This window comes from Microvirga guangxiensis (genome assembly GCF_900102135.1).
GTDB classification, from domain to species: Bacteria; Pseudomonadota; Alphaproteobacteria; order Rhizobiales; family Beijerinckiaceae; genus Microvirga; species Microvirga guangxiensis.
The window spans coordinates 349,782-366,240 of the sequence record NZ_FMVJ01000005.1; the positions used below are offsets into that span (position 1 = coordinate 349,782).

General features: G+C 58.0%; 11 protein-coding genes. 5 read left to right on the forward strand and 6 right to left on the reverse strand.

Features of this window, described 5'->3' with window-relative positions:
- Positions 1-57: 57 nt before the first annotated feature.
- The gene (locus tag BLP10_RS10485; protein ID WP_091134068.1) at positions 58-297 is read left to right on the forward strand and encodes a hypothetical protein; all 240 of its coding nucleotides are present in this window, start codon (positions 58-60) and stop codon (positions 295-297) included.
- A gap of 48 nt (positions 298-345) precedes the next feature.
- On the opposite strand, the gene BLP10_RS10490 is transcribed toward BLP10_RS10485, so the two are convergent.
- Together BLP10_RS10490 and BLP10_RS10495 are read right to left on the reverse strand one after the other, a co-directional pair.
- On the reverse strand, positions 346-1,506 hold the full coding sequence (locus BLP10_RS10490; RefSeq protein ID WP_091134069.1) for a cystathionine gamma-synthase: 1,161 nt from the start codon (positions 1,504-1,506) through the stop codon (positions 346-348).
- Positions 1,506-2,879 carry a pyridoxal-phosphate dependent enzyme gene (locus BLP10_RS10495; RefSeq protein WP_091134071.1) on the reverse strand — a complete coding sequence of 458 codons (1,374 nt, stop codon included), beginning with the start codon at positions 2,877-2,879 and terminating at the stop codon, positions 1,506-1,508. The genes BLP10_RS10490 and BLP10_RS10495 overlap by 1 nt, the downstream gene beginning before the upstream one ends.
- Positions 2,880-3,192: 313 nt before the next feature.
- Here BLP10_RS10495 and BLP10_RS10500 point away from each other — a divergent pair, with 313 nt between their 5' ends.
- The 4 genes from BLP10_RS10500 (at position 3,193) to BLP10_RS10515 (ending at position 12,948) form a co-directional block, all read left to right on the forward strand.
- Positions 3,193-4,122: a LysR family transcriptional regulator gene (locus tag BLP10_RS10500; RefSeq protein ID WP_091134326.1), complete on the forward strand. Its 930-nt coding sequence runs from the start codon at positions 3,193-3,195 to the stop codon at positions 4,120-4,122.
- Between the two features lie 228 nt (positions 4,123-4,350).
- Positions 4,351-10,194, forward strand: a complete 5,844-nt coding sequence (locus tag BLP10_RS10505) for a HAMP domain-containing protein (RefSeq protein ID WP_091134328.1) — start codon at positions 4,351-4,353, stop codon at positions 10,192-10,194.
- Positions 10,191-12,290 carry a response regulator gene (locus BLP10_RS10510; RefSeq protein WP_091134073.1) on the forward strand — a complete coding sequence of 700 codons (2,100 nt, stop codon included), beginning with the start codon at positions 10,191-10,193 and terminating at the stop codon, positions 12,288-12,290. Before BLP10_RS10505 ends, BLP10_RS10510 begins: the two co-directional genes overlap by 4 nt.
- Before the next feature lie 73 nt (positions 12,291-12,363).
- Positions 12,364-12,948, forward strand: coding sequence for a 3'-5' exonuclease family protein (locus tag BLP10_RS10515; protein ID WP_091134075.1), 585 nt, complete (start codon positions 12,364-12,366; stop codon positions 12,946-12,948).
- A gap of 15 nt (positions 12,949-12,963) precedes the next feature.
- Here BLP10_RS10515 and BLP10_RS10520 read toward each other — a convergent pair whose 3' ends face one another.
- The 4 genes from BLP10_RS10520 to BLP10_RS10535 all read right to left on the reverse strand — a co-directional run bounded on the left by BLP10_RS10520 (position 12,964) and on the right by BLP10_RS10535 (position 16,396).
- Positions 12,964-13,629 (reverse strand): helix-turn-helix domain-containing protein, encoded by a 666-nt coding sequence (locus tag BLP10_RS10520; protein WP_091134077.1) that lies wholly within the window; start codon positions 13,627-13,629, stop codon positions 12,964-12,966.
- 112 nt (positions 13,630-13,741) lie between these two features.
- On the reverse strand, positions 13,742-14,119 hold the full coding sequence (locus BLP10_RS10525; protein ID WP_091134079.1) for a response regulator transcription factor: 378 nt from the start codon (positions 14,117-14,119) through the stop codon (positions 13,742-13,744).
- 107 nt (positions 14,120-14,226) lie between these two features.
- A complete protein-coding gene (gene fixJ / locus BLP10_RS10530; protein ID WP_091134080.1) occupies positions 14,227-14,868 on the reverse strand; it encodes a response regulator FixJ in 642 nt (213 codons plus the stop codon).
- Positions 14,858-16,396, reverse strand: a complete 1,539-nt coding sequence (locus BLP10_RS10535; protein ID WP_425286946.1) for a PAS domain-containing sensor histidine kinase — start codon at positions 16,394-16,396, stop codon at positions 14,858-14,860. The genes fixJ and BLP10_RS10535 overlap by 11 nt, the downstream gene beginning before the upstream one ends.
- Positions 16,397-16,459 lie beyond the last annotated feature (63 nt).

Genomic DNA, 16,459 nt, shown 5'->3' on the forward strand with positions numbered 1-16,459 from the left:
TCCGGCTGCGATACGGGGCTCGCCGCAATGGATAGGTAAATTACGGTTCTCCACCTTTTGAAGAGGGCTCGCGATCTCGTCGATGCGGGACAGCATGCGGGCATCATCGACGCGATCAGCGCCCTTAAAGGCGAAGCCAGTGACCCGAAGCGGGATATGGCTTACTTCGCGCTACTGGAAACCGCGAGCGAAACCAGGGGGGAGGCTGACCTGTCTGCCTTGTCCCAGGCGAGTAGAGACGGGGCTATGGCTTTGCTCGACGCAACCATCAAACGGATCACGTCGAAGCTGCACTGAGTAGGGAAAGGCTCGATTCGCACCGAGCCTTTCCGAAGCAGATGCCACTTAGGCGAGAGCCGAACGAAGATCCTGGATCAGATCGTCCGTGTCTTCGATGCCAACCGACAGGCGCACCAAACCATCGTCAATGCCGAGTTCCGCACGCACGTTCGGTGGAACGGAAGCGTGAGTCATGATGGCAGGGTGCTCGATAAGGCTTTCTACCCCTCCAAGGCTCTCCGCCAGCGTGAAGAGCTGGCAGCGCTCCAGGAAACGTGTTGCGCCATCGAGGCCACCCTTGATCCGGGCTGTAACGATGCCGCCGAAGCCGCGCATCTGACGCTTCGCCAATTCATGCTGAGGATGCGATGCAAGGCCGGGATAGATGACGCCTTCGACCTGAGGATGAGCTTCAAGGAATTCTGCGATCTTGAGGGCCGACGTGCAGTGGCGCTCCATACGCAATGACAAGGTCTTCAGGCCGCGCAGAGCCAGGAAGCTGTCGAACGGACCGGAAACCGAGCCGACAGCATTCTGAAGATATCCAATCTTCTCGCGAACTTCTTCGTTCTCTCCCACGATGACAACGCCGCCCACCATGTCAGAATGACCGTTGAGATACTTGGTCGTGGAATGCACAACGATATCAAAGCCGAACTCCAGCGGGCGCTGTACCCATGGACTCGCAAATGTGTTGTCAGCCACCAGAAGCGTACCATGCCCACGCGTGGCCTGTGCAATTGCTTCGAGATCCGCGAGCTTCAGGAGAGGGTTGGTAGGGGTCTCCACCCAGACGAGACGCGTATTGGGTCGCAAGGCAGCTTTCACGGCTTCCTGGTTGCCGAGGTCGACATATGTGATGTCGAGATTAGCAGATTGCTTGCGCACCTTTTCGAACAGGCGACGCGTGCCGCCATACAGATCATCGGACGCGACGATATGAGACCCATGCTCCAGCATGTCGAGCACCGTTGCACTGGCGGCAAGGCCGGAGGAGAAAGCGAATGCCGCCGTACCCCCTTCAAGGTCTGCGATGCAGCGCTCGAAGGCCATGCGCGTAGGGTTTTGCGAACGCGCATATTCAAAGCCTTTATGAACGCCGGGGCTTTCCTGCGCAAAGGTAGAGGTGGCGTAGATAGGCATCATCACCGCGCCGGTTGTGGGGTCCGGCGCTTGACCCGCATGAATGCAGCGGGTTGCGAAGGCGAGCTGGTTACGAGCGTTCATTAGGCTTGGATCCGGAAAAGGTTGATGAGGTCGATGCGGGTAGCGAGACCAACGAAGGTGTCGCCATCCATGATCACTGGCACGAAGCCGGCGGCGAACAGAGGCAGCAGATCTTTCACTGGCGCTTGCGCTGCAATGGTCTGCAGGCGTGTGACCATGATCTCGCGAACAGGTTTGTTGAAGACGTCTTGAGGAGCGCTTTCATCCGCTACCAGTGCATCAAGGATATCGCTCTCGTCGATGAGGCCGACGACGCGGCCATTCTCGATGACGGGCAGCTGTGAAATATCGGAGGAGCGCATGCGTGCGAAGGCGGAGCGGATGGTCTCGTTAGGGGCAACGAAAATCGTCGCGCCTTCCCCGAAGGGATTGATTACCACATCGCGCACCGTGCCGGTTGGCACGCGGTCAAGCCAGCCTTCCTGAGCGATGAAAGCGTCGTTGAACACCTTCGACAGATATTTGGCGCCCGTATCACAGACGAGCGTGACCACGCGTTTTGGCTCCGTCTGCTCGCGGCAATAGCGAAGGGCCGCGGCCAGCAACGTGCCAGAGGAGGAGCCCGCGAGAATGCCCTCCTTGCGCAGAAGATCGCGAGCCGCGGAAAAACTTTCCTTGTCGCTGATGGAGTAGGCCTTCTTGACCAGAGAGAGATCGCAGTTCGGCGGCACGAAATCCTCGCCGATACCTTCGACTGCCCAGGATCCAGCCTCGGTCATCTCCCCCGTCTCGACGAGAGGCGCGAGGATCGAACCGGCGGGATCGGCAAGGATCATCGCGGTCTTAGGAGAGGTTTTCTTGAGATAACGCCCGATGCCCGTCAGCGTGCCGCCTGATCCGACGCCGACCACCACGGCATCCACATCGCCTCCCATCCCTTCCAGGATCTCGGGACCGGTGCTCGCCTCATGCGCAGCGGGATTGGCCGGATTCTCGAACTGGTTGATGTAAACCGCACCAGAAGTCTCGTTGGTGATCTTCTGGGCGAGGTCCTGGTAATAATCGGGGTGTCCCTTGCCCACATCCGACCGCGTAATGATCACCTCAGCGCCAAGCGCTTTTGCATGCAGCACCTTCTCGCGGGACATCTTGTCGGGGACGACAAGGACCGTGCGATAGCCTTTACTGGCTCCCACCAGAGCAAGACCCACGCCCGTGTTGCCGGCTGTCGCCTCGACAATGGTCCCGCCTGGTTTAAGGGCGCCATTCTTCTCCGCGGCTTCGATCATGGCCCGGGCAGGGCGGTCTTTGATTGAGCCGCTTGGATTGGAGCTTTCAAGTTTCAGGAACAGCCTGCAAGGACCGGTATCCAGAGTTGTCACCTCCACGAGAGGCGTCCGACCGATGAGGTCTAAGGCTCCGTGCGCAGCCATTCAACATAATCCTTATGTGGAAATATCTATCTCTTATATATAGATGTGAAAATCGCGCGTGCCTATAGCCTCTCTCCTAATCACCGAAAAGCCATCCATGTACCAAAGGCGACAGGCCGTTTCAGGATCCAGCTAATGACCGACTATTCGGTTTTGTGCATCCTGGAGCAAAGTTACGCACAGTAGTCAGAGACTTGGGCCAGAGCGCTCGGTGCTCTGCCCTGTAATCAGGTGCGACATTGCTGATTTCTCACTGCCTGATTTGATAATTTGAGCATCCCGGTTAAGACCTCATTCTTCTGGAGTGAGGTTCATGCTGGATCGCGTCACAGGAATGCAGATTTTCGTCCGGGTTGTAGCTCTAGGCAGCCTGTCTGCCGCCGCGCGGTCCCTCGGCATTTCGCAGACTATGGCGACCAAGCATGTCGGCGCCATAGAAGAACGGTTGGGAGTCAAACTCCTGCACCGTACAACCCGGCGCCTGACGCTTACTGAGGCCGGTCGACGCTATCTTGAAAGTGCCGAGCGTATCCTCGCGGAAGTCGAAGAGGCGGAGGCGACTGCGTCGGCTGAGCGGGTGGACGTACGTGGTGTGCTGCGCGTGAATGCGCCACTGTCCTTCGGCTTCAGGGAGGTGGCGCCTCTTATGGCAGAGTTCACACGCCTTCATCCTGCCGTGACAGTGGACCTTGGCTTGAATGATCGCTTCGTCGATCTCATCGAAGAGGGGTGGGATGTTGCAATCCGCATCGGTCGCTTGCGGGACTCTACAATGATCGCTCGCAGGATTGCTCCGTGCCGCCTCGCGCTCTGCGGCTCCCCCGCTTATTTGTCCGAGCGGGGAACGCCCACCAAAGTAGCGGAACTCGCCGAGCATAATTGCCTTGGCTACACCCTCTCTCGGGCGTTGGGGCCTGATGAATGGGCTTTCGGGGCTGAAGGAAAAGTTAAGGTTGGTATCAAGGGCAATCTTCGCGTGAACAATGGAGATGCCCTCATGGCCGCTGCCGTGGCAGGGCAGGGACTTATCTATGAGCCCACCTTCGTTGTGGGTGAGGAGATACGATCAGGACGTCTCATTGCACTGACGCTGGACCACCCAACGATCGAGCTGCCAGGAATATTCGCCGTCTATCTTTCGAATCGTCATCCACCCGCCAAAGTGCGGGCATTCGTGGATTTTCTAGCACACCGCTTCGGCCCCAACCCGCCTTGGGATAGAGGACTGAACTTGCAGAACTGAGGCGTCGTCTTCTGGAATCTGCCTGACCGATACCTCATTACGCCATTGGCCGTTAACTGTAATGCGTCCACCGCTGAAACAGCCGAGCTTCACCTTGGAACTTTTCGGCTGAGGCCTACGTTATGGATGGTCGGCTTCCGTCCAGAGGCAGTGAAAACGCCCGTCGGGATGTCCGTACAGCAAGGGGTGCCGGGCCGTTTGCCCGGATTTTGTTATGCGGGGGGCTTCATGCCACAAGTTGAATCTGCCACATCGCAGCTTGATCCCAGGCTGCTGCTCAAAGTCTTGCGTGCTTTCAGAAGAGGCGATTTTTCGGCTCGCCTGCCTTCGGACTTGACCGGGATTGATGGCGAGATCGCAGAGGCTTTCAATGACATTGCTGACCTGAACCAAGGCCTTGCCGGCGAGCTCGACCGGGTCGCGAAGGTCGTGGGTAAGGAAGGACGCATCAGTGAGCGCGGGCGCCTGGATGGAGCGACCGGCTGCTGGAGCGAATGCATCAATTCCGTCAACTCCATGATCGGCGACATCGTTCAGCCGACCGTCGAGGTGGCACGCGTGATCGGCGCCGTTGCCAAGGGCGATCTCAGCCAGACCATCGAGCTTGAAACAGAAGGACGCCCCTTGCGCGGCGAGTTCCTGCGGATCGGCAAGGTGGTCAACACCATGGTAGGCCAGCTTGGAAGCTTCGCCTCCGAAGTGACCCGCGTGGCGCGCGAAGTGGGCTCGGAAGGAAAACTGGGCGGGCAGGCGAAGGTGAAGGGTGTTGCCGGCACCTGGAAGGACCTGACCGACAACGTGAACCTGATGGCCGCCAACTTGACCGGCCAGGTGCGTAACATCGCTGAGGTGACCACTGCCGTCGCTATGGGCGACCTGTCCAAGAAGATCACTGTGGATGTGAAGGGCGAAATCCTTGAGCTGAAGAACACCATCAACACCATGGTGGACCAGCTCAACTCGTTTGCGGGTGAGGTGACGCGCGTGGCGCGCGAAGTGGGCACCGAAGGCAAGCTGGGTGGGCAGGCGCAGGTGCGTGGTGTCGGCGGTGTCTGGAAGGACCTGACCGACAACGTGAACATGATGGCCGCCAACCTGACCGGCCAGGTGCGCAACATCGCAGAGGTCACGACGGCTGTTGCGCGCGGCGACCTGTCCAAAAAGATCACTGTGGATGTGAAGGGCGAGATCCTGGCATTGAAATCCACCATCAACACCATGGTGGATCAGCTCAATTCCTTCGCCTCCGAAGTGACCCGTGTGGCCAAGGAAGTGGGTTCGGAAGGAAAGCTGGGAGGGCAGGCCCAGGTTGAAGGTGTCGGCGGCGTCTGGCGAGACCTGACCGAGAACGTGAACATGATGGCCGCCAACTTGACCGGCCAGGTGCGTAACATTGCCGAGGTGACCACTGCCGTCGCCAACGGTGACCTATCCAAGAAGATTACCGTTGAGGTGCGGGGTGAAATTCTTGAGCTGAAGAACACCATCAACACCATGGTGGATCAGCTCAACTCATTCGCCTCCGAAGTGACCCGCGTGGCGCGCGAAGTGGGCTCGGAAGGCAAGCTCGGCGGGCAGGCGCAAGTGCGCGGTGTCGCGGGTACCTGGAAGGACCTGACCGACAACGTAAACCTGATGGCCGCCAACTTGACTGGCCAGGTGCGTAACATCGCAGAAGTGACGACGGCTGTCGCTAACGGCGACTTGTCCAAAAAGATCACCGTCGAGGTGAGGGGTGAAATTCTTGAGCTGAAGAACACCATCAACACCATGGTGGATCAGCTCAACTCGTTTGCGGGTGAGGTGACGCGCGTGGCGCGCGAGGTGGGATCCGAGGGTAAGCTCGGCGGTCAGGCACGCGTGGAAGGTGTCGCCGGCACCTGGAAAGATCTGACTGACAACGTAAACCTGATGGCCGCCAACTTGACCGGCCAGGTGCGTAACATCGCAGAGGTCACGACTGCCGTCGCTATGGGCGACCTGTCCAAGAAGATCACCGTCGAGGTGAGGGGTGAAATCCTTGAGCTGAAGAACACCATCAACACCATGGTGGATCAGCTCAACTCCTTCGCCTCCGAAGTGACCCGTGTTGCTAAGGAAGTGGGTACTGAAGGAAAGCTGGGAGGGCAAGCGCAAGTGCGCGGTGTCGCCGGTACCTGGAAGGATCTGACGGATAATGTGAACATGATGGCCGCTAATCTGACCGGCCAGGTGCGCAACATCGCAGAGGTCACGACGGCCGTCGCTAACGGTGATCTGTCCAAGAAGATCACTGTCGCGGTCGAAGGCGAGATTCTCGAGCTGAAGAACACCATCAATACCATGGTGGATCAGCTCAACTCGTTTGCGGGTGAGGTGACCCGCGTGGCTCGCGAAGTAGGCACCGAAGGCAAGCTGGGCGGACAGGCACAGGTGCGCGGTGTCGGCGGTGTCTGGAAGGACCTGACCGACAACGTGAACATGATGGCCGCCAACCTGACCGGCCAGGTGCGCAACATCGCAGAGGTCACGACGGCCGTCGCCAACGGTGATTTGTCCAAAAAGATCACTGTGGATGTTCGAGGCGAAATTCTGGAGTTGAAATCCACCATCAACACCATGGTGGATCAGCTCAATTCCTTCGCCTCCGAAGTGACCCGCGTTGCACGCGAGGTGGGCATTGAGGGCAAGCTGGGCGGACAGGCACAGGTGCGCGGTGTCGCCGGCACCTGGAAAGATCTCACCGACAATGTGAATACGATGGCGAACAACCTCACCGGACAGGTTCGTGGTATCGCCAGCGTCGTGACGGCAGTTGCAGAGGGCGATCTCAAGCGCAAGCTCACGGTGGATGCCAAGGGCGAGATTGCCGCGCTTGCAGATACGATCAACGAAATGATCGATACGCTCGCGACCTTCGCTGACCAGGTGACGAACGTGGCTCGCGAGGTCGGTGTCGAAGGAAAGCTAGGAGGTCAGGCGAGGGTGCCGGGCGCTGCCGGCCTATGGCGTGACCTCACCGACAACGTGAACCAGCTTGCTGCTAATCTCACTACTCAGGTCCGCGCCATCGCAGACGTGGCCACTGCCGTGACGAAAGGCGATCTGACGCGGTCGATCTCGGTGGAAGCCTCCGGCGAGCTTGCCTCGCTGAAGGACAACGTCAACGAGATGATCCGCAACTTGCGCGACACCACGCTCAAGAACGCGGAACAGGACTGGCTCAAGACCAACCTCGCCAAGTTCACTCGCATGTTGCAGGGCGAGCGCGACCTTACCACCGTGTCCAACATGATCCTGTCGGAAATTGCTCCGCTGGTGAATGCACAGCATGGTGTTTTCTACACAGTCGACGGCGACAGCGAAGAGCCGATGCTGGAGCTCGTTGCCTCCTATGCCTTCACGGAACGCAAGCGCCTCAACAATCGCTTCCGCCTCAAGGAAGGTCTGGTCGGACAGGTCGCTTATGAGAAGAAGCGCATTCTCGTCTCGAATGCGCCAAGCGATTATATCACCATCGGATCAGCATTGGGCGAGGCGACGCCTCTCAACATCATCGTGTTGCCAGTATTGTTCGAACAGGAAGTAAAGGCCGTTATCGAGCTTGCCTCGTTCAGCCGCTTCTCGGAAACGCACCAATCGTTCCTGGATCAGCTCACCGAGTCCATTGGTATCGTCCTCAACACCATTGCCGCCAATATGCGGACGGAAGGCCTGCTCAAGCAGTCGCAGCTTCTCACCACGGAACTGCAGAGCCAGCAGGAGGAGCTGAAGAACACCAACGATCGACTGGAGCAACAAGCCGCGACCTTGCGTCAGTCCGAAGAGCTTCTGCGCCAGCAGCAGGAAGCGCTTCAAAAATCCAATGAGGAGTTGGAGGATAAGGCGCGCTTGCTTGAGTTGCAGAAGCAGGAGGTCGAGGACAAGAACCGCGAAGTTTCCATGGCCAAGACAGCCCTGGAGGAAAAAGCTGAGCAGCTGTCGCTGACATCCCGCTACAAGTCCCAGTTCCTGGCCAACATGAGCCATGAATTGCGCACGCCGCTTAACTCTCTGCTGATTCTGTCTAAGCTGCTCACCGAGAATCCTGAGGGCAATCTCAGCGATAAGCAGAAGGAGTTCGCCAAGACGATTCATGCAGCTGGTTCCGATCTCCTCGCGCTCATCAACGACATCCTCGACCTGTCTAAGATCGAGTCGGGAACCGTAAGCCTTGAAGTCACGAAGGTCGGCTTCAAGGATCTCGTGAACCACATGGAGCGCACGTTCCGTCAGATTGCCGAAGAGCGAAAGCTCGACTTCCATATCGACGTGGAGGAGGGGCTTCCGTCTACGATCCGCACGGATTCGAAGCGTCTCCAGCAGGTTCTGCGCAATCTTCTGTCCAATGCTTTCAAGTTCACGGAGAAGGGTGGCGTCAGGCTTCACGTCGGCTCGGCGGAAGGCTCTCCCTTACGAGCGGGCAGCCAGTGGATTTCAATTTCCGTCACGGATACGGGAATCGGCATTCCGGAGGACAAACAGCGCATCATCTTCGAAGCGTTCCAGCAGGCGGATGGCACGACCAGCCGCAAATATGGCGGAACGGGGCTTGGCTTGTCGATCAGCCGTGAGATCGCGCGTCTCCTTGGCGGTGAGATCGTGGTCACGAGTGCACCGGGACAGGGCTCGACCTTTACCCTGTTCGTACCTCTTGAGCCGCCTGCGAACCACAATGCTCAGGCCCAGGCCTCAGGCACCCGAAGCAATGGCAATGGAGCGGCTGGAGCTGCGGAGGAGACGTCATCTGCCGTTCTTCGCCAGCCCTCTGCTCCCATGGCACTGTCGGCATCGCTCGATGACAGGCACGCCATCGTGTCAGGCGACCGGGTGGTTCTGATCATCGAGGACGATGCGATGTTTGCTTCCGTCCTTCTGGAACTCGCTCGGGAGCAGGGCTTCAAGGGATTGATCGCCATGGATGGTGCTGCAGCGCTTGCCCTTGCGCATCGCTACAAGCCACACGCGATCACCCTCGATATCGGCCTGCCGGACATGGACGGCTGGGCGTTGCTCGATCTTCTCAAGCATGATCCGAGAACGCGCCATGTCCCCATTCATGTGATCTCCGTAGACGATCAGAAGAAACGCGGCCTGAGGGCGGGTGCCTTCGGCTTCCTTGAAAAGCCGGTGGATCGGGAATCCTTGATGACGGCTCTCAACCGGACGAAGGACTTCATCGATAGACCTGTGAAGAAACTCATCCTTGTCGAGGATGATGAAAATCAGCGCATGAGCATCTCGGAGCTCATGCGGGGCGAGGAGGTGGACATCACAGCTGTCGCCACCGCGGAGGAAGCGCTTGAGACGATTCAGGCCCGGCAGTTCGACTGCGCCGTGGTTGACCTCGGATTGCCCGACTTGCCAGGAGCGGAGCTCATCGAGCGCATCCGGAAAACCAAGGGCGGCGAAGAGCTTCCCATCGTCATCTATACCGGGCAGGACCTGAGCAGAGCCGAAGAGCGGCGCCTTGAGCAGATTGCCGCGACGGTCATTCTGAAGGGAGAAGGCTCTTCCGAGCGGCTCCTTAACGATACAGCCCTGTTCCTGCACCGCTCCATCAGTGCGATCCCGGAAGAGAGCCAGATTATCGTAGAGCCTAAAGGCGAGGCGACGCTTGAAGGGCGGAAAGTGCTGATCATCGACGATGACATGCGCAACATTTTCTCGCTCACGAGTGCGCTTGAGCAATATGGCCTCTCCGTTATCTTTGCTGAGAACGGCTTGGAAGGTATCGAGAAATTGAAGGACACGCCGGATGTGGACATCGCCCTTGTCGACATCATGATGCCTGAGATGGACGGCTACGAGACGATGCGGGAAATCCGCAAGGATCCTCGCTATCGTGACATCCCGCTCATCGCTGTGACAGCAAAGGCGATGAAAGGAGATCGGGAGAAGTGTCTGGAAGCGGGCGCGACCGATTATGTCTCGAAACCTGTGGACATCGATCAACTTCTCGCGGTCTTACGCGTTCAACTCAGTCGAAGCACCTATGTGCCTGAGGGGAAAATGCACTCCAATAGTGCGGCAGAGACCGGTCTGAGGACATGATGGAACATATCGGACAAAGCCCGCAGGATTTAGACCTGAAACCTCAGGTTCCAGCGCGTACTTTGTCCAACCCTGTGCTGGCAAAGATTCTGGTGGTCGACGACGACCCCCGGAATCTGATTGCCGCCGAGGAAATCCTGCGAGGCCCAGGCATCGAGATCATCAAGGCGGATTGCGGTGAGGCTGCTCTCCGCGAGGTCTTGAAGCATGATTTCGCAGCTATCCTCCTGGACGTGCAGATGCCCCGTCTTGACGGTTATGAAGTTGCGGGACTCATCCGGAACCGGCCACGCTCCTCGCGTGTGCCGATTCTGTTCCTCACGGCTTTCAACAAGGACGACATGCACGTCTTTCGCGGCTACTCGGCCGGTGCGGTGGATTATGTCTTCAAGCCGATTGAACCGCTGATTTTGAAGTCGAAGGTCGATGTTTTTGTCGATCTTTATCGCAAGACCGAAGAAATCCGGCGGCAGGGTGAGGAGGAGCGTCGCCTCCTCATGGAGAACCTGCGCGTGCGCAGCGAGAAGCTCAAGACCGAGCAGGCGCTGCGCCGTCGCGAAGAGCATCAATCGATTGTTCTGGAGTCCTTGCCGATTGCTCTCTACACCGCATCGGTGCGGGAGGATCATCGGCAACTGCACTTCACCAACGAGAGTATCGAGCGGATCACCGGATTTCCACCCAAGGCTTTTCTTGAATCGCCAGACTTCTGGTCGTCTCGGTTGCATCCCGATGATCGGGATCGAGTGCTGACCCAGCTTCAAGAATTAACGGATCAAGGCACGGTTACCCTTGAGTATCGTTGGACCTGTGCCGACGGAACAGAGCGTTTCTTCCTTGATCAAACCATGCTCATGCATGATGACGAGGGGAGGCCGCGCGAGTTTTTCGGTATGTGGTTCGACATCACCGAGCGGAAGCAGATGGAACAGAATTTGCTTCATGCCAGCAAGCTCGAGGCCGTCGGCCGTCTCACAGGCGGCATCGCGCACGACTTCAATAACATGCTGAGCGTCGTCATCGGCAATCTCGATCTCCTCCAGCGGGCCATCAAAGGCAATGCAAAGGCTGAGCCTCGTGTCCGAATGGCCATGGAAGGCGCGCAGCGCTGCGCTGACCTCACGCACAGACTTCTTGCCTTTTCTCGCCGTCAGCCCCTGCAGGTTTCCATCATTGATGTCGGCAGCTTGATGCCGGGTCTGCTGGAGTTGATGCGTCGCACCTTGGGCGAGCACATCAATGTCAGCTTGCAGATCGAAGAAGATATCTACCCCATAGAAGTGGATCGCGCGCAACTCGAGGCTGCGCTGCTCAATCTCGCGGTCAACGCTCGTGATGCGATGGCTGAAGGTGGCGATCTGTCGATCGCAGTCGGTACTCAAATACTGGATGAAAGCAAAGTAGAGAATCCAGGCGATTTCGTCTCAATTTCAGTCCGCGATACGGGCACAGGAATGGCACCTGAGGTGCTGCAGCGCGTGTTCGAGCCATTCTTCACGACGAAGGAGAGCGGCAAGGGAACAGGCCTTGGGCTGAGCATGGTCTATGGATTCGTGCAGCAGTCCCACGGCCATGTGGAGATTGAGAGCGCTCCCAATGAGGGCACCACCATCCGCATCTATCTGCCCCGCGCTCATGGAACGGCCGAAAGCCTGAGCGAAAAGCAGACGCGCGATACAGTCCCTTTTGGTGCCGGGCAGACCGTTCTGGTCGTCGAGGATAATCCCGCTGTCAGACAGGTTGCGATATCGACACTGAGCTCTCTCGGTTTCGATGTCATAGAGGCCGAGACCGGCGATGAGGCGGCTACTCTGCTGAAGACAGACGACCGAGTGCGCCTCGTGCTCTCCGATGTTCGCATGCCAGGTGGCTTGAGCGGCATCGACCTCGCCCAGATCATCAGGAAAGAGAAGCCGCATGTGCAGGTTCTCCTGACGACAGGCTATGTCGACAACGAAGAGACGATCGAGGATGTCGAGCTTCTCTACAAGCCTTATCGTGCAACGGATCTTGCCGAGAAAATTCAAGCGCTTCTTGAGAGATCGCAACCGCTTGCTCCGAATGTCGTCCCATTGCTGGCAGCTGCATCCGCCTAGCGCAGTAGGCTTCCTGAATGTTCAGGGATTGCATCATGTCGCTGTACAATGAGGTCCATCGGAAGACCGTGCCATGACTGAGCAATCGGATATCGTCTTTCTTGATTTCGAAGCCTCATCCCTGAACAAGGAGAGCTATCCGATCGAAGTCGGTTGGGTATTCGCATCAGGCGGAGAGGAAAGCCACCTGATCAAACCGGCGCCTGAATGGACCGATTGGTCGCCGGAGGCCGAAGCGACCCATCGTGTCACGCGTGAGCGATTGATTGAGGAAGGCACTCCGCACGGTGAAGTCGCCCAACGCATGTTGAGTGTCCTATCCGGGCATGCCCTGTATGCCACGGCTCCTTCCTGGGACGGTCAATGGCTCAGCAAGCTGTTGCGAGGTGCCGGGCTTCCCCGGCATGCCTTGCGCCTGCAGGACACGGATATTGCGCATGAGCGCGCGATCGTACGGATTTTAAAAGAAGCCGGCGTGCCGGAAAGCGACTGGGCCGGTCATGTCCAGGCGATTCTCGTAGATGCCCGGCTCAAGGATAAGTCAGGCGGCGATCCCGCTCATCGGGCTCTTGCAGATGCAAAGCGGGAGTTGTGTGTTTGGCGCGACGTGCAAAGTCGCGCTGAAATGTACGTCGGAAAGTTCAAGCAAAGAACCTGAGGCTTGCGCCTTCGATTATGCTTCGAGTCGTTCGAGGGCTGCCTTGTTGCGAAGGATAATGGAGCGGCGGTGGGCTGGCAGCTCAATGATACCCTGACGTTCCAGTTGTGTGAGTGAACGGGATACGGTTTCGATCGTGAGACCAAGGTGGTCGGCCATGTCGATGCGCGACATGGGGAGGTCCACATGGCCATCCTCCGTCAGCCGCTCGGCCATGACGAGCAGGAATGTTGCAATTTTCTCAAGGGCATGTTTGCGGCCCAGCAAAAGCATATGATCCTGCGCACGCTCCAGCGAGTTCATCATGGAGGCGATGACCTGATTGGCGAATGCTTGGTCGCGCGAGGCGAGAGCCTCCAGGCTGCAGCGGCGATAGGCGATGATGGTGGCATCGCCCAGAGCTTCGGCGCTGAAACGGTGCTCATCACCTTTTTCCAGGCCGAAGATATCGCCTGGAAGATGAAATGCATCGATCTGGCGGCGGCCGTCGCTCAACAGCTTGAAGGTGCGTACCGCACCAGAAACCACCTTATAGAAATAAGCGGCACGGTCCCCTTCAGCGAAGATTTCCTCATCCTTGGTAACGGCACGGGCCGTGCCGAACTCAGGAGCCGGACGAGGCCGCAGAAGCGTAGCATTCGAGGTGATCTGGTTGTTTAGGGTAGCGTGAGCGGTCTGCATCGGGGCTCTCGTCGGCGGTTCATGTTTGACGTGAGCTGAGAGGTAAACCGGCGCAGTAAAAGGCGAAATTCAGATGCTCTCCCTAAGGGATTTCCCGGAGGCGCGGGAAACCTTATGCAGGGATGCTCAGTGCCCCACGGATGCTATCGAGGAGGGTGCCATCTTCTAAAGGTTTTTCAATGACTTGGCTGAAGCCGGAGCTGGTCGCTCGCCTGCGCATGTCGTCGGTGGCACGGGCGGTGATCAAGATCGCAGGGAGCCGAATGAGCCGTCGGCGGAGCTTGTCCATAAGCTCTACCCCATTCATGGCCGGCATATAATAATCCACAACTAGGCAGCCGTTTGTGGGCAATTCCGGGTCGGCAAGAAGCTCGTCGCCGCTTTCATAGAGGCGCACGTCCATCCCTTCCAGCTCAAGGGCAAACTTCAATGATTGTCGAACGGCGGCATCATCATCCACGACGATAACCGGCCCTGGCGTCATGGACATGGTAAGGTCCTGAAGGGTCCCTGGTTTTAGGATCTCACCGAACCTAATCCAATCCAGGAACCAGGGGCTTGATATGGGTCAATCCCTGGCCGCCTGAAAGCTCAGGATCATTCCTTAAGGGCTCCACCGCCACCTTCCGGCCGGACACCTATGAGAAGTGCCATGCGGACGAGTTCGGAGAGGCTGGATGCCTGCATTTTCGACATTACGTTCGCCCGGTAGATTTCGACAGTGCGGGGACTTATTCCCAGGTCGTAGGCGATTATCTTGTTCGCTTTGCCAGCAACAAGGCCTTCCAGGACCTGTTTCTCGCGTTCGGAGAGCGCCTGAACCCGCGCGCGCACCTCTGCGGTCTGGGCATCGTGATGGGCATGCTGCTCCTGGCGCTTTAAGGCAGCGCGAACCGCAGCCAGGAAAAGATCGTCGTCGAACGGCTTCTCGATGAAGTCGATGGCGCCTTCCTTCATGGCTTCCACGGCCAGCGGTACGTCTGCGTGACCTGTCATGACGATGACAGGCAATGTGAAGCCTTGGCCTTTCAGGCGCCTGAGGAACTCGATCCCATCAATGCCTGGCATTCTCACGTCAGTGATGATGCAGCCACTGGTTGGTGTCTTTACGGTGTCGAGGAATGCGGATGCTGACTCATGGAGCCGTACCGGAAACCCATCAGATGCGAGTAGGAAGGAAAGGGACTGCCGTACGGCCAGATCGTCATCCACCACATGCACGATCGCTTCACTCGGCATTCGCTAACTCCTCCTGACTGACAGCACGCAACGTGAATCGGAATGTCGTGCCATGACCGACATCCGACTCGATCCAGATTTTTCCGCCATGGGACTCGACGATGGTTCGGCAGATCGACAAGCCCACGCCCATACCATGCTTCTTTGTGGTCACGAACGGTTGGAACAGACGCTCCAACACCTCCGATTCGATGCCTGTGCCGGTATCGCATACGCTAATTTCCACCAAACCTTCCCGAGGAATGGCATGGGTTGAAATCACCAGCTCGCGCTGAGGCGCATCCTGCATGGCCTCGATGGCGTTCCGGATGAGGTTCAACAGAACCTGCTGGATCTGAATGCGGTCTGCCAGCACAAGAGTTGCATTGGGATCGAAGCGATATAAGACGCGCACGCCGATTTCTCGTGCGCCTACAAGGGCGAGGGCGCTCGCTTCCTGGACCAGCTTAGGCAGATTTTCGATATGCCGCTCGCTCTCTCCGCGCGCCACAAATTCGCGCAGGTGGCGGATGACTTGGCCGGCCCGCAACGCCTGCTCGGCGGCTTGGTTCACTGCTCCTTCCAGCATTCCGACGTCCTTGCCCTCCATCCGTTGGAGGATGCGGCGGCAGCCTTTCAGATAGTTTGCGATGGCTGTGAGCGGCTGATTGATTTCATGAGCCAGGGTCGAAGCCATTTCGCCGAGTGCGGTAAAGCGCGACATATGCACAAGTTCAGACTGCAATTCCTGGAGCCGAGCTTCCGTCTTCTGTCGCTCCGTCAAGTCGCGGATGAAACCGGTGAAGTAGCGCTGGCCGCTTGAACGCATTTCACCGACGGCCAGCTCGATGGGGAAGGTAGAGCCATCCTTGCTTTGCCCAACCACCACACGGCCGATCCCGATGATGCGCCTCTCTCCCGTCGTGAGATAGCGATGCATGTAGCCATCATGCTGCTCGCGATAGGGTTCTGGCATGAGAATCTTGATGTTCTCGCCAATGATCTCGTTGTCTTTGTATCCGAACAGGCGTTCGGCTGCCGCACTGAAGAACTGGATGCGCGCCTGCTCGTCGATGACGATCATGGCGTCTGGAACCGTCTCCAGGATCGAGCGCAGATGGGCCTCGCGAGTCTTTAGCGCCTCCTCGGCAGCGACACGTTCGCTGATATCGCGGGTGACCTTGGCATAACCGAGAAGCTGACCTGCCTCGTTCCTCAGGGGGGTCAGGCTCACATGGGCGATAAAGTGCGATCCGTCCTTGCGCAGGCGGACACCCTGTTCTTCATAGCGCCCTGTGTCGCGAGCTGCTTCGAGCGCGTGCTCTGCCCTCCCGGAGGCTATGTCTTCAGGGATGTGAAAGATCGAGAAGTGACGGCCGTGGATCTCGTCCTTGTCCCACCCGCTGATATGCTCGGCACCCGCGTTCCAACTGACGATCCGGCCATCGGTGTCGAGCATACAGATTGCGTAATCCGTTACGGCATCGACCAAGAGCTGAAAATTGATATATTGTTGCAAAGATGCGGGGGCAGAAACCGAGGCAGTCAAAGCGAACTCCAGTCCTGGATAGTTCTCCAGTCACCGGCAAAGGCCAATATGGGGAGAACGGTC